The following is a 19914-nucleotide window of genomic DNA, read 5'->3' as shown; positions in this document are numbered from 1 at the left end:
GCGGGCCGACCACCCCCCGTGGATGCCGGACGCGTCCGGCACTGGCCCCCGCCACGGGTAGCCAAGGCGCTGGGGGTCCCCCCATCGCCGAAGGCATAGGGGGCGGAACTGCGCGACAAGCCCACCACCGGGCTGCGGGCCGAAGAGCACCTGCGGGCGCCGGGCGCGTCCGGTCTCGGGACCCGGGCCACGGGTAGCCAAGGCGCCGGGCGGAGACGGGCCGAATACCACCGGGGAACCGATTCGGTGGGGGGTGGCGTCTTGGGTGGCGTGGAGCGTCAAGGTAACGCCGGGGTGCGGGTGCGAGTCGCGGGAGGGGTCGTCCTCGTCGCGCATCTCCTGGTCGTCGGCTGGCTGACCCTCCGGCCGCTGGACGTGCCCTGGGTCGCCGCCGCGAATCTGGAGGTCTTCGCCGGGATCCGGGCGAATCTCGCCCTGGGGCCCGCCGAGGCCACCCAGCGGATCGGCGGCGGGCTGCTGTTGCTCGCGCCCCTGGGGGTGCTGCTGCCCATGGCCGGCGGGAGCGTCACCGTCTCCACCCTGGGCTCGCTGATCCGTACCGTGGCCGCGGGCGCGCTGATCTCCCTCGGGATCGAACTGCTCCAGACGGGTGTCGCGGGCCGGGTGATGGACGTCGACTCCCTGCTGCTGAACACCGCGGGCGTGGCGATCGCGCATCTGCTGATCGTCCCGGCGGTCCGGGCCCGGTACCGGCGCGGCCGACCCCGGGCGGCGGCGGTGGCGCCGAGGCCCACCCCCCTGGTCGTAGACGCCCCCGTCCCCGCGGAGGAGGCGCCGCAGGGGGCGACCCCGACGATTCCCAGGGTCGGGATCGCACCGTAGAGCGACGCTTTGTCCCCTTCATGAGGGCGACTATGGAGGTGTTCCCGGGGCAGACGATCCCGGGACACCACATCGTCACTCTGCGAAGGAGCCCCTCATGTCCGCACTGGTCCGCCCGCGTGAAGGCCGCATGATCGGTGGGGTGTGCGCGGCGCTGGGACGGCGCTTCGGCACCTCCGCCACCACCATGCGGGTGGTCTTCGTGGCTTCGTGTCTGCTGCCGGGCCCGCAGTTCCTGGTCTACGCGGCGCTGTGGATCTTCCTCCCGAAGGAGAAGACGTCCCCCGCCCCGTCACCGTCCTGGTGACCACGGAGCGGGGCGCGCTGCCGTCACGGCGACGGAAGCGCGCCCCGCTGCTGCGTGCCGCCGGAGGGGGGAAGAGACGGCGGAGGGGTACGGCTCGGGACGGTCAGGTGAGTCCGCCGGGCAGGCCGCCACCGGTCAGACCGCCGACCGGGAGCCCGCCGAGGAGGCCGGAGACGGGGTCGGCGCCGCCGAGGAGGTCCCCGGCGAGGACGCGCTGGCCCGCGCCCTGAAGGGTGCCGGGCAGGGTGGCGGCGCTCTTGGTGAGGGCGTTCTGCGCGCCACCGAGGGACTCGGGCGCACCCGCGGGCAGCTTGGTCAGGGCCTCCTGGACGGGCAGGACGCTGGAGACGGAGTCGAGGGAGGTCGCCGAGTCGGAGACGACGGCCTCCGCGGAGGCGGAGCCCGCGGCTGCCGCGGCGAAGGCGACGCCGAGGGCGGCGACGCCGAGAGTCTTGACGGCGGACTGCTTCATCAGGGGTGTGTCCTCGCGACGGGGGAACGGTGATGGTGCGGGTCCGGCGTCCGGCCGGCCGTGCCGAGCCGGGGTGCCGGGCCGGGCCGTGCCGGGGGAACCGGGCACGGCTGGCGGCTCCGCAAGCTAGCCATGCCGCGAGGCGCGTGGCAAACACCCCGGGAGGGCCGGGTGTCCGGCTCTCCCGGCCGCCGGAGAACTCCTGCTGTCAGCCGCTCTCGGACGCGGAATCGCTGGTCGCGGCGGTCTGCCGGAACAGCCATTCGGATTTCAACTCGGCATAGCCGGGCTTGATCACGTCGTTGATCATCGCGAGTCGTTCATCGAAAGGGATGAACGCGGACTTCATCGCGTTGACGGTGAACCACTGGAGATCGTCGAGCGTGTATCCGAAGGTGTCGGTCAGCAGCTCGAATTCCCGGCTGAGGCTGGTCCCGGACATCAATCTGTTGTCGGTGTTGACGGTGGCCCGGAAGTGGAGCCTGCGCAGCAGCCCGATGGGGTGCTCGGCATAGGAGGCCGCGGCGCCGGTCTGGAGGTTGGAGGTGGGGCACAGCTCCAGCGGGATCCGCTTGTCGCGGACGTATGCGGCGAGCCTGCCGAGCTGGACCGTGCCGTCGTCGGCGACCTCGATGTCGTCGATGATGCGTACGCCGTGACCGAGCCGGTCCGCGCCGCACCACTGGAGGGCCTGCCAGATGGACGGCAGTCCGAAGCCCTCGCCGGCGTGGATGGTGAAGTGGTTGTTCTCGCGCTTGAGGTACTCGAAGGCGTCGAGGTGGCGGGTGGGCGGGTAGCCCGCCTCGGCGCCCGCGATGTCGAAGCCGACGACGCCCTGGTCGCGGTAGCGGTTGGCGAGTTCGGCGATCTCCAGCGCGCGGGCGGCGTGCCGCATCGCGGTGAGGAGGGCGCCGACGCGGATCCGGCGCCCGGCCTCACGGGCGTTCCGCTCACCCAGCCGGAAGCCCTCGTCGACGGCCTCCACGACCTCTTCGAGGGTCAGCCCGCCCTCCAGATGCTGTTCGGGGGCGTAGCGGATCTCCGCGTAGACGACCCCGTCGGCGGCCAGGTCCTCGGCGCATTCGGCGGCGACCCGGACCAGGGCGTCCCTGGTCTGCGTCACGGCGCAGGTGTGGGTGAAGGTCTCCAGATAGCGTTCGAGCGACCCGGAGTCGGCGGCCTCCCGGAACCAGGTGCCGAGCTTGTCGGGTTCGGTCTCGGGGAGCCCGGTGTAGCCCGTCTCCCGGGCGATGTCGACGATCGTGCCGGGACGCAGTCCGCCGTCGAGGTGGTCGTGGAGGAGCACCTTCGGAGCGCGGCGAATCTGGTCCGCGGTGGGCGTGATGAGGGTCTGGCTCGTCATCTCCGCACTGTACGACCTGATTCCCTACGCGCGTAGAAGTCTGCGGGCCGATATGTAACAGTGATCGCGCGGACGGGTGGCGTACATCCGCACTTCTGAGACTGTTCTGCCGTGACACACCACGCACAGCCCCTGCGAAGGGGGCGTACGGACGGTCGTTCGACGACCGCGGCGAGGCGGACGGCCCGGCTGGGCCGGGCGTACGGAGGACGGCGGACGACCGCCGAGCCCGGGGTCGGCGGGGTGGTGCTGATCCTGCCGGACGGCGCGCCGGAGTCGACTCGGGGACGCTCGCCGTGGGCGCATCTCGCGGCGCTGTCGCTGGGCCGGGCGCTGGCGCGGGCGGGGCACTCCGAGGGTCTGGTGGTCCTGCCGGTGCACTACTCCGGCCGGGGGTGGAACGGTACCCGGGCGCAGCTCGCCGTGGACGCGGCGTGGGCGGCTGACGAGGTGGTCCGGCGGTACGGGGATGTGCCGGTGTGTCTGGTGGGGCTCGGGCTCGGGGGGCGGGCGGCACTTCGGGCCGCGGGGCACGCGGCGGTCGCCTCGGTTCTGGCGATGGCGCCGCTGCTGCCGCCGGAGGGGCGGGACGCCGGGGGCGCCTCGGAGCCGGTGAAGCAGTTGGTGGGGCGGAAAGTGATGATCGTGCACGGGACGAACGACGAGCGGTCGTGCCCGGACCGGTCGTATCGGCTGGCCGAGCGGGCGAAGAAGGCGAACCGCGACATATGCCGTTTTGAGGTACATACGGATGGGCACGCGCTGAGGCAGCACCATGCGGAAGTGCTGGCGCTGGCGGTGGACTTCGTGGTCGGCACGCTGGTCCCGCGCCCCTTCTCCCGCCCGGTGGCCGACGCGCTCGCGGCCCCTCCGCCACTGGGCCTCCGCATGCCGCTGGCCGCCGGCTTCGGCAAGTCCCTCCGTCCGTAGGGTCTCCTTGCAGGAAGGGTTCGGGGGAGGTGGTTGGGGGCGCGAGGAACTGCGCGAACGGCCCACGACGGCGCGCGGTCGGGACTCCGCGTCACGCCTCCTACGGCGGTTGCCGCCCCCCGGGGGGACGGTCGCGCCCCCAACCACTCCGGCACGCCCCGCCCGGGTAGCGGCGGCCCCCCGAATCTCCCGCTGACCGCCCCGGAGGGGCGCGTCCCTCTTGCGCGGGTCGCCCCGGCGGCGTATGCCAGCCTCACGAGAACGGGGATACGTATGCCGAACGAGGAACTACCGCCGTGCCGGGACACCCGCCACGGAATGTCGACCGGGGCGGGCGCCGACGTACAGCGGCGGCTGGAGATGCTGGTACGGGACTTCCGCAGCAGCCATCCGCCCATGCCCGTGGTCGTCCTGCACGCCGAGGCCGCCCCGGCCGGATCCGGCGACGACCCGGAGGATCAAGTCGTCCGGCTCGTCGAGGAGTTGTACGCGGGTCATGACGCGCACGGCTCCCGCTGCGCCGTCGCCCCCGACGCGCGGGACGAGCCGACCGAGGTCCGGCGCGCCGCCGGGCTCGTGCGCGACCTCGGCGACCCGCGGCGTTGGGACGGGCGGCGGGCCCTCTACCGCCGCTACTCCTTCCCCCGGGTCCGGCTGGTCCGCGCCATCGAGGACGCCGTCGGCGCGCTGGACGCGGACCCGGCCCTGCCGTCCGCGCCGCCGAACTCCCCCCACGCCGCGCAGAACCTGCTCGACCAGCTCGCCCGCCAGCGCTGGCGGCCCCGGGGCTCGTCCCGCTGGAGCGACCGGCTGCGCCTCTTCGACATGGCGCACATCCTGCCGGTCAGCCTGGTGGCCGTGGTCGCCGCGCTGCTCGCCCGCGCCGACTGGCAGGTGGCGCTCGCCTCCGGAGTGGGCTTTCTGCTGCTGCTGGTCCTGCTCGACAACGTACTGCCCGGCCGGGCGCCGCTCTTCCTCTGGTTACGACGGGAGAGCCGCTGGTTTCTGACCACGACCTTCCTCCGCGCCGCCTCGCCCGGCCGGCCCACCGATGTCTCCCTCGTCCGCCCGGTCCGCTCCTGGAAGGCCATCGCCGCCCGCGCCCATGAAGTCGCGGAGGCGCTGAAGACGGGCGACGGCTTCCAGCTCCAGCTGTACGTCCTGGCGCTCTGCGAGGATCTGCGCGACAACCACCGGCGCTGGAGCTGGGATCTGCGCGGATTCAAAAGACCCCGGCCGCCGGTGCTCTTCATGCCGAGGGCGAGCGCCGAGAACGGCGGCATCGAGCTGATCAAGGCGGTCAGCGACGTCCGCAGCCGGCGCAGCGAGCTGGATCCGCTGCTGTTCGTCGCCGCCGTCCGGGCCACCGATGTGGACCGGCTCCAGCGCAGCGTCGTCCAGGGCGCCGACACCGCCGCCTGGACCTGGTACCAGGAGTGGGGCCGCAATCTGCGCGCCGGGCAGTCGCCGAGCCGCGCCCTGGCCGAACTCCCCTGGGTGATCAAGGTGCCGCTCCGCGCGGCCCGGCTGGCGGCGCGCGACGACGGGCCGCGCCCCTGCGTCCGGGCCACGGCCCGCCCCACGGTCGCCCGGGTGCTCTGGTCCGTCCACGCCGTGGTCCTGGTGGTGGCGCTGCTCGCCGCCGGTGTCGTACTCCGCTCCCAGAAACTGGCGGACGAGCACTGCTCCAGCTCGGCGCTCTCGGCCAACGGCGACACCAAGCTGCTGAAGGCGAAGGACGCGCGGGACCACGAGTGCATCGGGATCGCCACCGGGGACGTCCGCTTCTCGGAGTGGCTGAAGGGCGGCGACGAGGGCTCCGAATCCGACAAGATCCCCTGGAGCCTGGCGCAACTGGAAGAACTCATCGGCGACGAGAACGACGATGTGCTCCGGGACAGCCCGGACAACTACGTCACCGTCGTCTACGCGGGCCCCCTCAGCGCTCCGTCACCCGACCACCCGTCCCCGGTCAAGGGCATCGAGGAGCTGGCGGGCGTCTACCTCGCCCAAGCCGTGATCAACAAGGAGAAGTCGACCCGGCTCAGGGTGCTGATCGCCAACGGCGGTGTGGACATGCGCCATCAGAAGAGCATGGCGAAATCGATCGCCGGGTACGCGGAGCGGGATCGGACGCTCGTGGGTGTCGTCGGTGCCGGGCGCAATCTCACCACCAGCGGGGAGACCGCGACCATCCTGCGGAACGCCGAGTTGCCGATCGTCTCGGGGACCAACTCCGCCAGCGGTCTGCCGCGCGAGCACGCCAACTGGTTCAGTCTGGCCGCCCCCGACGACTGGCAGGTCGAGCAGCTCGCCCTGATCGCCCGGCAGCTGCGCGTCCCGGACACCACCCAGTACGCGCTCGTCCTCGCCCGCGACACCAAGGGCTCCGACGACGAGTACACCAATGAACAGGCCGAGCACGGCGGCGAGATGCTGCGTCGGGAGAAGTACGACTTCCTGGGCGAGCGCCGCTACGCGGTCCGGTCCCAGCGCGCGGAGCTGGAGGCGCAGACCGAGGAGTTCTGCCAGGGGCCGAAGGTGCCGTCGGTGATCTACTTCGCGGGCCGGGTGGAGGATGTGGGGCCTCTGATGGAGCAGCTCAGTACGGAGCCGGGCTGCGCCGACCGGCATATCTCGGTCCTCACCGGTGACGACATGTCGAAGGCGGACTTCACCACGCGGGCGGGCGAGAAGATGCCGGCCAATGTCACGCTCTACCACGCGGCGCTGGCCCGGCCGGCCGGGCCGCGGGACACCGCCTTCTATCTGAACGCCGTGGAGTATCTGCCGCTCCCGGACAAGCGCGCGGGCTGGGCCGGACCCGAGGCGCCCGAGCTGGCGAGCGGCCAGATAGCGCTGGCCCATGACGCCACGCGCGCCCTGCGCGAGGCGGCCAGCGTCGGAGACCGCGCCCTGAGCCGGGCGGCCACCTGGGTGAACCTCAGGACGGTCAATCTCCCGAAGATGGCGACGGGCACGATCGACTTCACCACGGCCCTGCCGCGGCGGGCCAGGGCGGGGCACAGCATCGTGATCAACATGGTCCGCAGCGGTGACGACGGCGCGCCCGTCCTCAGCCGCCTGTGCGCCAGACCCGCCGGAACCGTGACCCCCTTGACCGTGGACGAGTGCCGCGTCCCCTGACGGGGCGGTCGAGCCCGAGCGCCTAGGGGCGCGGGGAACTGCGCGACCAGCCACACGCGGCCCGCGTACGGGACTCCGCGTCGGGCTCTACGGCGGGTCGCCGTGCCCCGAGGGCGGTCGCGTCGGCCAAGAACGGTTCGCGTCGGCCCGCAGGCCGTCCGTGGCTGGTCGCGCAGTTCCCCGCGCCCCTGGATACCGAGCTGACCGCCCCGGAGGGGATCCGGCGCTCCTGGATACCGAGCTGACCGCCCCGGAGGGGATCGGGCGCTCCCGGGAAAGGGGGGCTCCGGGGCGGCGCCCCGGAAGGGTTACGGCTCTCGGGGGATCAGGTGGCCGCGGCGGGAGAGGAGGAAGCGCTTGAAGGCCTCCACCGGCGGGGTGTCGACATGGCCGTCGAGCCAGGCGACCCCGATCTCCCGCACCGCCCGCGGCGCCGTCACCGTCAGTTCGACGACCCCGGGGCGCGCCACCGCCGGCGGGGGCAGCAGGGCCACGCCGAGGCCCGCCGCGACCAGGCCGCGCAGGGTCTCGGCCTCCTCGCCCTCGAAGGCGACCTTGGGGGTGAAGCCCGCCTGGGCGCACAGGTCGTCGGTGATGCGGCGCAGCCCGTAGCCGGGTTCCAGGGTGACGAAGACGTCGTTGGCGGCCTCCGCGAGCCGGATCCGGCGGCGGCCCGCGAGCCGGTGGTCGTCGGGGACGACGAGCCGGAGCCGCTGCTCGTCGAGGCGCCGGCTCACGAGGTCGGGCGCGTCGGGCACCGGCGAGGTCAGGCAGAGGTCCAGCTCGCCCGTGCGGAGCCCGCCGAGCATCGCCTCCCCGTAGTTCTGCACCAGGGTGAACCGCACCTTGGGGTGGTCGGCGCGGAAGGTCCGCAGCAGTCCGGGGACCGTCTCCGAGCCCATGGTGTGGAGGAAGCCGAAGGCGACCTTGCCCGCCCGGGGGTCGGCGTCGGCCCGTACGGACTCCGCCGCGCGCTCGACCTCGGCGAGGGCGCGTTCCACGGAGGCGAGGAACATATGGCCCGCGCGGGTGAGGGAGACCGTCCGGCCGCGGCGGGCGAAGAGGGTGACGCCCAGGTCCTGTTCGAGCCTGACCATCGCCCGGGAGAGCGTCGACTGGGGTACGCCGATCTCCTGCGCGGCCCGTGTCACATGCTCGTGCCGGGCCACCTCGGCGAAGTACGCCAGCCTCGGCACCAGCCGGACAAGCAGCGCCGAGATGTCATGTGTGTCACTACTGTGTGACAGCCACCGTTCTGAACTGCGGTCATGCGCCATGGGAACGATTATCCGCGTTCTATGCATTGGACGCATAAAAAAGACGGCCATAGGTTCGAGTCATGCCTGCCGCCAGTACCGAGGCGCCCGCCCCTTCCGCGGGTGCCCTCGCACCAGAACCGTCCCCGACTCCCGAGCCCCTCTCCCCCGGGCAGCCCGGCTACCGCCGGATGAGCTTCGCGCTCTTCGCCGCCGGTGTCGCCGCCTTCGCCCTCCTCTACTCCACGCAGGCACTGCTTCCCGCCGTCTCCGCCGACTTCGGTGTGACGGCGTCCGCGGCGAGTTGGACGGTCTCCGCCGCGACCGGCGCGCTCGCCCTCTTCGTACTGCCGCTGAGCGCGCTCTCCGAGCGCTTCGGGCGGCGCACCCTGATGACCGTGTCGCTGACGGTCGCCGTCGTCCTGGGTCTGCTGGTGCCGCTGGCGCCGAGCCTGGAGACGCTGATCGCGCTGCGGGCCCTCCAGGGCGCGGCGCTGGCGGGTGTGCCCGCCTCCGCGATGGCGTATCTGGCGGAGGAGGTACGGCCCCGGGCGCTGGTCGCCGCGATCGGGCTGTTCGTCGCGGGCAACAGCATCGGCGGGATGAGCGGCCGGATCGTCACCGGCTGGGCCGCGCAGTTCGGCGGCTGGCGGGTGGGCCTGGCCGCGGTCGGCGTCCTGGCGCTGATCGGCGCGGTGGCCTTCCGGGTCCTGCTGCCCAAGCCGCGCAGGTTCGCCCCGGCCCCGCTGAGCCCGAAGGCGCTGGGGACGACGGTCCGCGGCCATCTGGCGAACCCGCTGCTGATGCGGTTGTACGCGATCGGCGCGCTGTTCATGACGGTTTTCGGCGCGGTCTACACGATGGTCGGCTACCGGCTGACGGAGGCGCCGTTCAGTCTGCCGCCCGGTGTGGTGGGCTCGGTCTTCCTGGTCTATCTCGTCGGTACGGTCTCGTCGGCGACCGCCGGGCGTCTGGTGACCCGGCTGGGGCGGCGCGGCGCGCTGTATCTGGCGGTGGTCACCACGGCCGCCGGGCTGCTGCTGTCGCTGCTGGCGTCGCTGCCCGCGGTCCTGCTGGGTCTGGTCCTGATCACGGCCGGGTTCTTCGCCGGGCACGCGGTCGCGTCGTCGGCGGTGAGCCGGGCGGCTACGACGGGCCGGGCGCAGGCGTCGGCGCTGTACCAGTCGGCGTACTACATCGGCAGCAGCGTCGGCGGCACACTCGGCGCGGTCGCCTTCCACACCGGTGGCTGGGCGGGCACGGTCGGTCTGGGTCTGCTGGCGGTGGCGGGCGTCGTGTCGATCACCGCGTACGGAAGCTGGGCGGCGCGCGTCGAACAGCGCACTCTGCTGGTGGCGGGCTCGCCGGCCCGCTGAGGCGCCGCGCCCGGCGCGTCCCGCACTCCGAACAGGACGCGCCGACCCGGGTGATCGCCTGGCTCCGTACCCGGCGCTGTACCGGAATCGAGACATTCCCCCTACAACTTCTTCCCCCTCATTACCCGTCATACCTGCTGAACCGGTCGAGAGGACCGGGCAGGGGCATACGAGGAGAAAAAGGGGGGCCCGGCGATGGCACGCACACGCAGGCGCGCGGGGGTCGTACTGGGACTGACGGGGATGCTCGTCCCGTTGACGATGGCGATCGGCACGGGGAGCGCGCAGGCCGCCTCGTGTTCGACGAAGGCGGGTCCGCACCAGAAGCAGGTGGAGAAGTTCCTGGGGCTGAAGGTCGACGGCAAGCAGTCGAGCACCGACTGCAAGGCGATACGCGGCTTCCAGCTCCGGCACGAGATCAGCCCGGCCCAGGGGTACGCGGGCGCGCTGACCTGGCGGACCATGAACACGATGCTGGAGCAGCGGGCCGCCGGGAAGAACCCCAACAAGGCGGGCAAGTGCCCGACGAACAAGGGCCGGATCGCCTGTGTCGACCTGACCCGGCAGCTGAGCTGGATCCAGGACGGCAAGAAGCTGGTGTTCGGTCCTGTCGCGGTGCGGACCGGCCGGGACGGCGCCGAGACCAGAACAGGGGCGTCCAAGGTCTACATCCGGAGCATCGACCACTTCTCCAGCCTCTACAAGGTGAAGATGCCGTACGCGCAGTTCTTCGACGGCGGTCAGGCGTTCCACTCGGTCACCAAGTCCGTGTGGAGCCCGCCGGGTTCCATGGGGTGCGTCAACATGACGCCCAACGCGGCGAAGAACTACTGGAACCTGTTGAAGATGGGCGACGACGTCTTCATCTGGGGCCGGAAGCCGGGAACCTGAGTCCGTTGTCAGTGCCCTCCTGTAGGTTCCGGAGTACTGGAGCCGATGGGTACAGGGGTGGACCCGATGAGTGATCTGGCAACAACGGACGGTGGCGACCGCACCGACGCCAAGGCCCTGGAGGCGGAGCTGGAGCGGTACCGCCGGGAGCTGACCGGCTACTGCTACCGGATGCTCGGGTCCTCCTTCGAGGCCGAGGACGCCGTGCAGGACACCATGGTCAGGGCCTGGCGGAGTGTCGAGAAGTTCGAGGGGCGTTCGTCGCTGCGGTCGTGGCTGTACCGCATCGCGACGAACGTCTGCCTCGACGCTCTGAACGCGGGGAACCGCCGGGCCCGGCCGATGGATCTGTCGGGCCCGACGCCCGTCGCACAGGCCCAGCTGGCCACCCGCTCGGAGGCGACCTGGCTGGAGCCGGTGCCGGATGTCCGGGTGCTGCCGCAGGCCGGGGATCCGGCGGACACGGCCGTGCAGCGGGAGACGATCCGGCTGGCGTTCGTCGCCGCCCTCCAGCATCTGCCGCCGAAGCAGCGCGCGGTGCTGATCCTGCGGGAGGTGCTCTCCTGGAAGGCGTCCGAGGTCGCCGAGTTGCTGGGCACCTCGGTCGCCTCGGTCAACAGCGCGCTCCAGCGGGCCCGGGCGACGCTCGCGGACTCACCGCCCGCGCCCAGCGATCCGGCGGATCCGCTGGACGAGGAGCAGCGTGAGCTGCTGGAGCGCTATGTCGCGGCCTTCGAGGGGTACGACATGGAGGCGCTGACCGCCGTCCTCCACGACGATGCCACGCTCTCCATGCCGCCGTACGACCTGTGGCTCCAGGGCCACGAGAACATCGTGGGCTGGATGCTGGGGGTCGGCTCGGTCTGCCGCGGCTCGCGGCTCGTCCCCACGGTGGCCAACGGGATGCCCGCCTTCGCGCACTATCACGAGGCGGAGGACGGCAAGGGTCATGTGCCGTGGGCGCTGATGGTGATGGACATCCGCGACGGCAAGATCGCGGGGATCAACTCCTTCCTGGACACGGCCCGCTGGTTCCCGCTGTTCGGACTGCCGGACCGGCTGGATCCGGCGGAGGGCGCGGTGGACGAGTAGTCCTTCAGGGCATCGTCAGGGCGTCAGGAGGTGTCCGGTGTCTGTGCGCCCCGGGTGAGCGTGCCGAGGCCGACGAGGTGCAGCAGGGCCGTCAGCTCGGCCGGGGTGTCGCGCAGGCGCAGGGCGCAGCCGAGGCGGCGGGCGGTGAGATGGAGCCGGGCGACCGCGTCGACGGCGGTCAGATCGGCCCGGGTCAGTCCGCCCATGTCGCAGACCGCCTCGGGGTCGCCCCGGTCGCCGAGTTTGGCGCTCAGCTCGGCGCAGAGGCGGGGTACGTCCGCGGGGAGTACACGTCCGGTGACGCGTACGACCACGGGGTCGGCGGTGCTGGTGGCTGTCGGTGTGCTCGGGCACATGGATCGCGGTCCCCGTTCCGTCGGTCCGGCGCCGCGCGGCGGCGCTGTGTGGTGCTGCCTGTCGCTGTGTGGACCGGGGGCCCGGCCGATTCTCATCGGCCGGGCCCCTTGCCGTGTCATGACGGGCGTCACACGAGGCGCCGCGCAGGGACCGCGCCCCGGGCCGGACCCGGGGCGGACCAGGGCCGGACCCGGGCCGGACCCGGGCGGGGAACCGCGGGTCAGGAGATGCGGTCCAGCACGATCGGGGACGGGGTGAAGGCGGTGCCTTCGGGGGCGATGTCGTACGCGGCCGCCAGCGGCTCCAGCGCGTAGTCGAACTTCTCCGGGGTGTCCGTGTGCAGGGTGAGCAGCGGCTGACCGGCGGTGACGGTGTCGCCGGGCCTGGCGTGCCACTCCACTCCGGCCCCGGCCTGGACCGGGTCCTCCTTGCGGGCGCGGCCGGCGCCGAGCCGCCAGGCGGCGAGGCCGATGTCGTAGGCGTCGAGCCGGGTGAGGACTCCGGAGGCGGGCGCGGCGACGACATGCCGCTCCCGGGCGACGGGGAGGTCGGCGTCCGGGTCGCCGCCCTGGGCGCTGATCATGCGGCGCCAGACGTCCATCGCGGAGCCGTCGGCGAGGGCCTTCGCCGGGTCGGCGTCGGGGAGCCCGGCGGCGGTGAGCATCTCCCGGGCCAGGGCGATGGTCAGCTCGACGACGTCGGCGGGGCCGCCGCCCGCGAGGACCTCGACGGATTCGCGGACCTCCAGCGCGTTGCCCGCCGTCAGTCCAAGGGGGGTGGCCATGTCGGTGAGCAGGGCGACGGTACGTACCCCGCTGTCGGTGCCGAGGGCGACCATGGTGGACGCCAGTTCGCGGGCGTCGTCCAGGTTCTTCATAAAGGCGCCGGAGCCGACCTTGACGTCGAGGACGAGGGAGCCCGTCCCCTCGGCGATCTTCTTGGACATGATGGAGGAGGCGATCAGCGGGATGGCCTCGACGGTGCCGGTGACGTCCCGCAGGGCGTACAGCTTCTTGTCGGCGGGGGCGAGTCCGTCACCGGCGGCGCAGATCACCGCGCCGGTGGTGTCGAGGACGTGCAGCATCTCCTCGTTGGAGAGCAGGGCCCGCCAGCCGGGGATGGACTCCAGCTTGTCGAGGGTGCCGCCGGTGTGGCCGAGGCCGCGGCCGGAGAGCTGCGGTACGGCGGCGCCGCAGGCGGCGACGAGCGGGGCCAGCGGGAGGGTGATCTTGTCGCCGACGCCGCCGGTGGAGTGCTTGTCGGCGGTCGGGCGGCTGAGGGAGTCGAAGCTCATCCGCTCACCGGAGGCGATCATCGCGGCGGTCCAGCGGGCGATCTCGGTCCGGTTCATCCCGTTGAGGAGGATCGCCATGGCCAGGGCCGACATCTGTTCGTCGGCGACGACACCCCGGGTGTAGGCGTCGATGACCCAGTCGATCTGCTCACCGGACAGTTCGCCGCGGTCCCGCTTGGCGCGGATGACGGAGATGACGTCCATGGGGTGTTCCTCCTGTGGTGCGGTTGTGGTGCGGCCGGCGCGGTCGGGGTGGGGGCGCCGGGGTGCTGGGACCTGGGGATCAGGGGCGTGGAAAAGGGCGCGGCCCCTCCGCCGGGTTCCGGTGGAGGGGCCGTACGGGTCAGGCCAGGTGGGCCGGGCCGAAGGGCTGCGGCAGCAGTTCGGCCAGGGTCACGATGCCCCCGGGGGTGTCCAGGAGCAGTCCGGGGCCGCCGAACTCGTACAGCAGCTGACGGCACCGGCCGCACGGGACGAGGCTCTCGCCCCGGCCGTCGACACAGCTGAAGTGGGTCAGCCGGCCGCCGCCGGTGAGCTGGAGCTGGGAGATCATGCCGCATTCGGCGCAGAGCGAGAGGCCGTAGGAGGCGTTCTCCACATTGCATCCGGTGACGGTACGGCCGTCGTCGACCCGGGCGGCGACCCCGACCGGGAAGTCCGAGTAGGGGACGTACGCGTGGGTCATCGCCTCACGGGCACGCACCCTCAGGGTCTCCCAGTCGAAGGCGTCCGGGGCGCCCCGGGTGGCGCCCGGCGGGGTGTTCCCCGCCGGGCCGCCGGGGGCCGGGGGCGTCATTTGCCCTGGCCCTTTCGATAGCGCATACCGTCGGCCTTCGGCATTCGCAGCCGTTGCGCGGAGAGCGACAGGACCAGCAGGGTGACGATGTACGGGGTGGCCGTCACGAACTGGGTGGGCACGGTGTCCGTACCGAGGTACCAGACCAGGACGAGGGCCGCGATGACGGCGCTGGCACCGGCCTGGACGAGGGACTTGCGGTAGTACTTCCAGATCGCCAGGGCGATCAGGCCGATGACCAGGACCAGCAGCAGGGCGTGGACGGACTGGCCGCCGTTGCGGAGCTGGAGGGCGTCGGAGTAGCCGAAGAGGCCCGCGCCCATGGCGAGCCCGCCGGGCCGCCAGTTACCGAAGATCATCGCCGCGAGGCCGATATAGCCCCGGCCGCCGGTCTGGCCCTCGTTGTAGATGTGCGAGGTCACCAGGGACAGGAACGCGCCGCCGAGGCCCGCCATACCGCCCGAGACGATCACGGCGATGTACTTGTACTTGTAGACGTTGACGCCGAGGGACTCGGCGGCGATCGGGTTCTCGCCGCAGGAGCGGAGGCGGAGGCCGAAGCCCGTCTTCCACAGCACCAGGAAGGTGGCGACGAAGAGCAGGATGGCCACGATCGTCAGCAGGGAGACATCGGTGACGAGTCCGCCGAGGATGCCCGCCAGGTCCGAGACGAAGAACCATTCCTTCTTCTCGATGGTGCTGAAGAGATCGGAGAGTCCCGGCAGGGTGACCGTGCCGATGTCGTCGGACGGCGGCGACTGCTTGGGGCTGCCGCCCTTCTCCACGGCCTCGCCGCTGTTGAACCAGAGCTTGGCGAAATAGGTGGTGACGCCGAGCGCGAGGATGTTGATCGCGATACCGGAGATGATGTGGTCGACACCGAAGGTGACGGTGGCGACGGCGTGCAGCAGTCCGCCGAACATGCCGCCGAGGACGCCCGCGAGGACGCCGATCCACGGATCGGTCTGCCAGCCCGCCCAGGCACCGAAGAAGGTGCCGAGGATCATCATGCCTTCGAGGCCGATGTTGACGACGCCCGCGCGCTCGGCCCAGAGTCCGCCGAGACCGGCGAGGCCGATCGGGACGGCGAGCGAGAGCGCGGCGCTGATCTGGCCGGCCGAGGTGATGTCCTGGGCCCCGGAGATCATCCGGACCGCCGAGAGGGCGATCAGGGCACCCGAGATGATCAGCAGGATCACCGGGAAGGAGAGCCGGGTACGCCCGCCCTTGCCGCCGCCGACCTTGGGCGCGGCGGGCGGCGGAGTCGTGGTCGCCGTGGCGGTCACGCCGACACCTCCTTCTTGTCGGTGTTGCCGTTGCCGTTGTTGCCGTCGTCATGGGCCCGCGCCTGGGCGGCGAGCCGGGCGCCGACCTGCCGCTGCTGGCGCTTGAGGCCGTACCGGCGGACGACTTCGTACGCGATGACGACGCAGAGGACGATGACGCCCTGGATGACGCCGACGATCTCCTTGTCGTAGCCCTGGAACTCCAGTTGGCCACTGCCGCGCTCCAGGAACGCCCAGAGCAGGGCGCCGAGCGCGATACCGATCGGGTGGTTGCGGCCGAGCAGGGCGATGGCGATACCGGTGAAGCCGATACCGACCGGGAAGTCGCCGCTGTACTCGTAGCTGTCGTTGAGCAGGGTCGGCATACCGACCAGACCGGCGGCGGCGCCGGAGATCAGCATGGACGTGATGATCATCTTCTTCACGTTCACACCGCTGGCCTGGGCGGCGGAGCCGGACTGGCCGACGGTCCGCAGATCGAAGCCGAAGCGGGTACGGGCCAGGGTGAACCAGTAGGCGACGCCCACGATCACCGCGACCACGATGAAGCCCCACACCGGTTCGGGCGTGGTCGGGAACTCGAAGAAGCGGGAGGACTCCGGGATGGGCTTGGTGGAGACCTTGGTGCCCGCCTTGTCGAGGTGGCCGAGGCGGCCCTCCTGGAGCAGATAGCCGATGATCGCGGTGGCGATCGCGTTGAGCATGATCGTCGAGACGACCTCGCTCACACCGCGGGTGACCTTGAGGACACCGGCGATACCGGCCCACATGGCGCCGACGATCATCGCGCAGAGCATGATCAGCGGGATCTGCACCACACCGGGCAGGGTGAGGGCGCCGCCGAGCGCGGCGGCGAAGAAGGCCGCGAGGCGGTACTGGCCGTCGACGCCGATGTTGAACAGGTTCATCCGGAAGCCGACGGCGACCGCGATACCGGCGAGGTAGTAGGTCGTCGCCTTGTTGAGGATGTAGACCTGGCTGTCCGACTTGGAGCCGTAGTCGAACATGATGCTGAAGGCGTTGAACGGCTCCTTGCCGGTCGCCACCAGGACGAGGGCCGTCACCAGGAAGGCGACGACGATCGCCAGCAGGGGGGCGGCGAGCCCCAGGAGCACCCGCTCCTTGTCGAACTTCTTCATCGGTCCTCTCCCCCGTCGGTGTCGCGACCGGCGCTGGGGGTGTCGTCGGCGGAAGCCGGGGCGGCGTCGCCGTCCTCGGTGTGCTCCAGATGGCCGGAGGCCGCGCCCGTCATGGCCGAACCCAGCTCCTCCGGGGTGATGGTGGCGGGGTCCGCGTCCGCGACCAGCCGGCCGCGGTACATCACCCGGAGGCTGTCGGAGAGCCCGATCAGCTCGTCGAGGTCGGCGGAGATCAGCAGCACGGCGAGGCCCTCACGGCGGGCCTCCCGGATCTGGTCCCAGATCTGGGCCTGCGCGCCGACGTCCACACCGCGGGTGGGGTGGGCGGCGATCAGCAGCTTCGGCCGGTGGCTCATCTCCCGGCCGACGATCAGCTTCTGCTGGTTGCCGCCGGAGAGGGAGGCCGCGGTGACGTCGATCCCGGGGGTGCGGACGTCGTACTCGCGGACGATCCGCTCGGTGTCGGCGCGGGCGGCCTTGATGTCGAGGAACGCGCCCTTGCTGTTCGGCTTCTCGGTGACGTGGCCGAGGATCCGGTTCTCCCACAGCGGGGCTTCGAGCAGCAGTCCGTGCCGGTGCCGGTCCTCGGGGATGACCGCGAGGCCGTCCTCGCGCCGCTTGCGGGTCGGGGTGTGGGTGATGTCGGCGCCGTCGAGGTGGACGGAGCCGGAGTCCGGGTCCCGCATCCCCATGATCGCCTCGACCAGTTCGGACTGGCCGTTGCCCTCCACACCGGCGATGCCGAGCACCTCGCCCTTGTGGATGGTGAAGCCGACGCCGCCGAGGACGGCGCGGACGACACCGTCGGGGTCGGTGGCGGTCAGCCGCAGCCCCTCGACGGTGAGCATCGGGACGTCCGTGACGGTCGACTCACGGGTCTCGGGCGAGGGCAGCTCACTGCCGACCATCAGCTCCGCGAGCTGCTTGACGGTGGTGTTCGCCGGGTCGGCGGTGCCGACGGTGGTACCGCGCCGGATGACGGTGATGTCGTCGGCGACGGAGAGCACCTCGCCCAGCTTGTGGGAGATGAAGATGACGGTCAGGCCCTCGGCCTTCAGCTCGCGCAGGTTGTCGAAGAGGGCGTCGACCTCCTGGGGCACCAGGACCGCGGTCGGCTCGTCGAAGATGAGGGTACGGGCGCCCCGGTAGAGGACCTTGAGGATCTCCACCCGCTGGCGGTCGGCGACTCCGAGGTCCTCGACGTAGGCGTCGGGCCGGATCCCCAGTCCGTACGACTCCGAGATCTCCATGATCCTGGCGCGGGCGCGGTCCCCGATGCCGTACAGCTTCTCGGAGCCGAGGACCACGTTCTCCAGCACCGTGAGGTAGTCGGCGAGCATGAAGTGCTGGTGCACCATGCCGATACCGCGGGCGATGGCGTCGCCGGGGCTGTTGAAGGAGGCTTCCTCGCCGTCGACCGTGATGGTGCCCTCGTCCGGCTTCTGCATGCCGTACAGGATCTTCATCAGGGTGGACTTTCCGGCACCGTTCTCGCCGATGAGGGCGTGGACGGTACCGCGGCGCACGGTGATGTCGATGTCGTGGTTGGCCACGACTCCGGGGAATCGCTTGGTGATGCCGCGGAGCTCTACGGCATGGGCACTGCTGGACGCGTCGATGGCGCACTCTCCCTGGGCAGGAGGCGGAGCTGGGGGCGGGGGGCGGACGAGCGGGGTGTGGTGGCGAAAACTACCGTGCTTCGTCGTCCGGGGCGGATGCTACGCGCGTAGCGCCGCCAAGTCGTTAACGAGGTGTTCCGGCCCCTTCGCGGTGCGCGGGCGGGGGTCGGGGACGCCTCGTGAGCAGGGCCCGGAGGAGCGGTGCGGCCGCTCTCCCGGGCCCCCTTTACAACGGCTCGGGTCAGGTGGTGGTCTTGACCTTGATGGTGCCGTCGATGATCTTCTTCTTGGCCTCGTCCAGCTTCGCCTGGATGTCCTTCAGGTGACCGCCGGTCTGCACCAGGCTGACGCCGTCCTCCGCGAGGGAGTAGGAGTGCGTGCCGGTCAGCGGCTTGCCGTCCTTGACGGACTTGGCCAGCTCGAAGACGCCGGTGTCGACGTTCTTGACGACCGAGGTCAGGATGGAGGCGGCGTACTTCGACAGGGCCGGGTCCTTGGCCTGGTCGGAGTCGACGCCGATGCCCCAGGCGCCCTTCTTGGCCGCGACGGCCTCGATGGCGCCGGCGCCGGAGCCGCCCGCGGCCGTGTAGATCACGTCGATGCCCTTGTCGAGCATGCCCTGGGCGGCCTGCTTGCCCCGGTCGGGGCTGCCGAAGCCGGACAGGTCCGTACCGGTGGACAGGTACTGGATCTGGACGGTCGCCTTGGGGTTGGTCTCCTTGACGCCCTGCTGGAAGCCGGCCGCGAACTTCTTGATCAGCGGCAGGTCCACGCCACCGATGAAGCCGACCTTGCCGTCCTTGGACTTCAGGGCCGCGGCGACACCGGCGAGGTAGGAGCCCTGCTCCTCGGTGAAGACTATGTTGTCGACGTTCTTCGCCTCGGATACCGAGTCGACCAGGCCGAACGTGGTCTTCGGGAACTTGGGCGCGATCTTGTCGACGGCGTCCTTGTAGGCGAAGCCGACGGCGAGGACGGGGTTGTAGCCGCCCTCGGCCAGCGACGCGAGACGGGCCTCGCGGTCGGCGAGCGTCTCACCGTGCTTGGCGGTGAGCTCCTTGATCTCGGCGCCCAGCTCGGCCTTGGCCTTGTCGAGGCCGCGCGCGGCGGAGTCGTTGAAGGAGTTGTCGCCCCGGCCGCCGACGTCGTACGCGGCGCCGACCTTCAGCTTGCCGGCGGAGGCGCCGGGGGTGCTGGACGAGGTGGAGTCGGTGGAGGACTCGCCGCAGGCGGTGGCCGTGAGGGCGAGGGCCGCGGCGGTGATACCCGCGGCGGTGATCTTGGATACCCGGCGCAAGAGGAGGGGTCCCTTCGAGACTGACCGAAAGCGCCTCTTCCGGCGCTGGTTTCGCGGCGATCGTAACGCGCGTAGATGTCAGTTAAAGACACGTTCATGAGTCGTTATCGGATCGTCGCGTTGACCGCCCGGCAGGGTGACCGATCAGTGACGCAGCGGGGCGCCCCCGCCCGGCCCCGGCAGGGGTTTTCGGACCCGTCCCGGCGGGGCGCGGGACCGGTCGGGCCAGGGGCGGGACGGGGCGGCCCGCGATCCGGGGCCGGGGAGCGGACGGCGCCCCCCGGGGCGGGCGGGGCGGGTACCCGGCGGCCCGAAAAAATGTCCGAAAGACGGTGCCTGTCGGGACGTTCGGGACCTAGGGCGTTTCTCTCGGATCATCTGATCGTTGGTTGATGTGTGTCGTTGACTGACGCGCAGTGGGCGCGGATCGAGCCGTTGCTGCCGGACCG

17 protein-coding genes are annotated in these 19914 nt (G+C 71.4%); 7 read left to right on the top strand and 10 right to left on the bottom strand.

Annotation, left to right across the window (positions count from 1 at the left end; translation table 11 throughout):
* Positions 1-300 precede the first annotated feature (300 nt).
* Together ACFXG1_RS30540 and ACFXG1_RS30535 are read left to right on the top strand one after the other, a co-directional pair.
* The gene (locus tag ACFXG1_RS30540) at positions 301-843 is read left to right on the top strand and encodes a VanZ family protein (protein ID WP_384720059.1); all 543 of its coding nucleotides are present in this window, start codon (positions 301-303) and stop codon (positions 841-843) included.
* A 97-nt stretch (positions 844-940) separates the two neighbouring features.
* Positions 941-1150: a PspC domain-containing protein gene (locus tag ACFXG1_RS30535; RefSeq protein ID WP_384745449.1), complete on the top strand. Its 210-nt coding sequence runs from the start codon at positions 941-943 to the stop codon at positions 1148-1150.
* A gap of 103 nt (positions 1151-1253) precedes the next feature.
* Here ACFXG1_RS30535 and ACFXG1_RS30530 read toward each other — a convergent pair whose 3' ends face one another.
* Complete coding sequence (locus ACFXG1_RS30530) at positions 1254-1622, bottom strand: ATP-binding protein (protein ID WP_384720057.1); 369 nt, start codon at positions 1620-1622, stop codon at positions 1254-1256.
* A gap of 208 nt (positions 1623-1830) precedes the next feature.
* A complete protein-coding gene (locus ACFXG1_RS30525; RefSeq protein ID WP_384720055.1) occupies positions 1831-2985 on the bottom strand; it encodes an adenosine deaminase in 1155 nt (384 codons plus the stop codon).
* A gap of 132 nt (positions 2986-3117) precedes the next feature.
* Between ACFXG1_RS30525 and ACFXG1_RS30520 the strand changes: the two genes are divergently transcribed.
* On the top strand, positions 3118-3915 hold the full coding sequence (locus tag ACFXG1_RS30520) for an alpha/beta hydrolase (RefSeq protein ID WP_384745453.1): 798 nt from the start codon (positions 3118-3120) through the stop codon (positions 3913-3915).
* A gap of 273 nt (positions 3916-4188) precedes the next feature.
* Complete coding sequence (locus tag ACFXG1_RS30515; RefSeq protein ID WP_384715993.1) at positions 4189-7062, top strand: ABC transporter substrate-binding protein; 2874 nt, start codon at positions 4189-4191, stop codon at positions 7060-7062.
* A 308-nt stretch (positions 7063-7370) separates the two neighbouring features.
* Here the strand turns inward: ACFXG1_RS30515 and ACFXG1_RS30510 are convergent, their stop codons facing one another.
* Positions 7371-8339 (bottom strand): LysR family transcriptional regulator, encoded by a 969-nt coding sequence (locus ACFXG1_RS30510; RefSeq protein WP_384715996.1) that lies wholly within the window; start codon positions 8337-8339, stop codon positions 7371-7373.
* Between the two features lie 62 nt (positions 8340-8401).
* On the opposite strand from ACFXG1_RS30510, the gene ACFXG1_RS30505 reads away from it, so the two are divergent.
* The 3 genes from ACFXG1_RS30505 to ACFXG1_RS30495 all read left to right on the top strand — a co-directional run bounded on the left by ACFXG1_RS30505 (position 8402) and on the right by ACFXG1_RS30495 (position 11677).
* Positions 8402-9694, top strand: coding sequence for an MFS transporter (locus ACFXG1_RS30505; protein ID WP_384715999.1), 1293 nt, complete (start codon positions 8402-8404; stop codon positions 9692-9694).
* A 195-nt stretch (positions 9695-9889) separates the two neighbouring features.
* A complete protein-coding gene (locus ACFXG1_RS30500) occupies positions 9890-10585 on the top strand; it encodes a L,D-transpeptidase (protein WP_384716003.1) in 696 nt (231 codons plus the stop codon).
* A 66-nt stretch (positions 10586-10651) separates the two neighbouring features.
* Positions 10652-11677, top strand: coding sequence for a sigma-70 family RNA polymerase sigma factor (locus tag ACFXG1_RS30495; protein WP_384716006.1), 1026 nt, complete (start codon positions 10652-10654; stop codon positions 11675-11677).
* Positions 11678-11700: 23 nt separating this feature from the next.
* On the opposite strand, the gene ACFXG1_RS30490 is transcribed toward ACFXG1_RS30495, so the two are convergent.
* From ACFXG1_RS30490 to ACFXG1_RS30460, 7 genes are all read right to left on the bottom strand, one after another.
* A complete protein-coding gene (locus ACFXG1_RS30490; protein WP_384745445.1) occupies positions 11701-12033 on the bottom strand; it encodes an STAS domain-containing protein in 333 nt (110 codons plus the stop codon).
* Between the two features lie 221 nt (positions 12034-12254).
* Positions 12255-13532 carry a thymidine phosphorylase gene (locus ACFXG1_RS30485; protein ID WP_384715938.1) on the bottom strand — a complete coding sequence of 426 codons (1278 nt, stop codon included), beginning with the start codon at positions 13530-13532 and terminating at the stop codon, positions 12255-12257.
* 139 nt (positions 13533-13671) lie between these two features.
* Complete coding sequence (locus ACFXG1_RS30480) at positions 13672-14124, bottom strand: cytidine deaminase (RefSeq protein WP_384745443.1); 453 nt, start codon at positions 14122-14124, stop codon at positions 13672-13674.
* Positions 14121-15410 (bottom strand): ABC transporter permease, encoded by a 1290-nt coding sequence (locus ACFXG1_RS30475; protein WP_384715935.1) that lies wholly within the window; start codon positions 15408-15410, stop codon positions 14121-14123. Before ACFXG1_RS30475 ends, ACFXG1_RS30480 begins: the two co-directional genes overlap by 4 nt.
* The gene (locus ACFXG1_RS30470) at positions 15407-16549 is read right to left on the bottom strand and encodes an ABC transporter permease (RefSeq protein WP_384715932.1); all 1143 of its coding nucleotides are present in this window, start codon (positions 16547-16549) and stop codon (positions 15407-15409) included. The genes ACFXG1_RS30475 and ACFXG1_RS30470 overlap by 4 nt, the downstream gene beginning before the upstream one ends.
* The gene (locus tag ACFXG1_RS30465; RefSeq protein WP_384745451.1) at positions 16546-18168 is read right to left on the bottom strand and encodes an ABC transporter ATP-binding protein; all 1623 of its coding nucleotides are present in this window, start codon (positions 18166-18168) and stop codon (positions 16546-16548) included. The genes ACFXG1_RS30470 and ACFXG1_RS30465 overlap by 4 nt, the downstream gene beginning before the upstream one ends.
* A 241-nt stretch (positions 18169-18409) precedes the next feature.
* On the bottom strand, positions 18410-19465 hold the full coding sequence (locus ACFXG1_RS30460) for a BMP family protein (protein WP_384715929.1): 1056 nt from the start codon (positions 19463-19465) through the stop codon (positions 18410-18412).
* Positions 19466-19914 lie beyond the last annotated feature (449 nt).

The sequence above is a fragment of the Streptomyces sp. NPDC059248 genome, assembly GCF_042753905.1.
Taxonomy (GTDB): domain Bacteria; phylum Actinomycetota; class Actinomycetes; order Streptomycetales; family Streptomycetaceae; genus Streptomyces.
The sequence above is the reverse complement of the archived record's forward strand: the minus strand, read 5'-3'. Positions and strand labels throughout refer to the sequence as shown.

Excerpts from the sequence above, each read along its gene's own strand:
- ACFXG1_RS30500 (WP_384716003.1), top strand. The coding sequence starts at position 9,890 with ATGGCACGCACACGCAGGCGCGCGGGGGTCGTACTGGGACTGACGGGG.
- ACFXG1_RS30535 (WP_384745449.1), top strand. The coding sequence starts at position 941 with ATGTCCGCACTGGTCCGCCCGCGTGAAGGCCGCATGATCGGTGGGGTG.
- ACFXG1_RS30530 (WP_384720057.1), bottom strand. The coding sequence starts at position 1,622 with ATGAAGCAGTCCGCCGTCAAGACTCTCGGCGTCGCCGCCCTCGGCGTC.
- ACFXG1_RS30515 (WP_384715993.1), top strand. The coding sequence starts at position 4,189 with ATGCCGAACGAGGAACTACCGCCGTGCCGGGACACCCGCCACGGAATG.
- ACFXG1_RS30525 (WP_384720055.1), bottom strand. The coding sequence starts at position 2,985 with ATGACGAGCCAGACCCTCATCACGCCCACCGCGGACCAGATTCGCCGC.
- ACFXG1_RS30490 (WP_384745445.1), bottom strand. The coding sequence starts at position 12,033 with ATGTGCCCGAGCACACCGACAGCCACCAGCACCGCCGACCCCGTGGTC.
- ACFXG1_RS30505 (WP_384715999.1), top strand. The coding sequence starts at position 8,402 with ATGCCTGCCGCCAGTACCGAGGCGCCCGCCCCTTCCGCGGGTGCCCTC.
- ACFXG1_RS30480 (WP_384745443.1), bottom strand. The coding sequence starts at position 14,124 with ATGACGCCCCCGGCCCCCGGCGGCCCGGCGGGGAACACCCCGCCGGGC.
- ACFXG1_RS30495 (WP_384716006.1), top strand. The coding sequence starts at position 10,652 with ATGAGTGATCTGGCAACAACGGACGGTGGCGACCGCACCGACGCCAAG.
- ACFXG1_RS30485 (WP_384715938.1), bottom strand. The coding sequence starts at position 13,532 with ATGGACGTCATCTCCGTCATCCGCGCCAAGCGGGACCGCGGCGAACTG.
- ACFXG1_RS30470 (WP_384715932.1), bottom strand. The coding sequence starts at position 16,549 with ATGAAGAAGTTCGACAAGGAGCGGGTGCTCCTGGGGCTCGCCGCCCCC.
- ACFXG1_RS30510 (WP_384715996.1), bottom strand. The coding sequence starts at position 8,339 with ATGGCGCATGACCGCAGTTCAGAACGGTGGCTGTCACACAGTAGTGAC.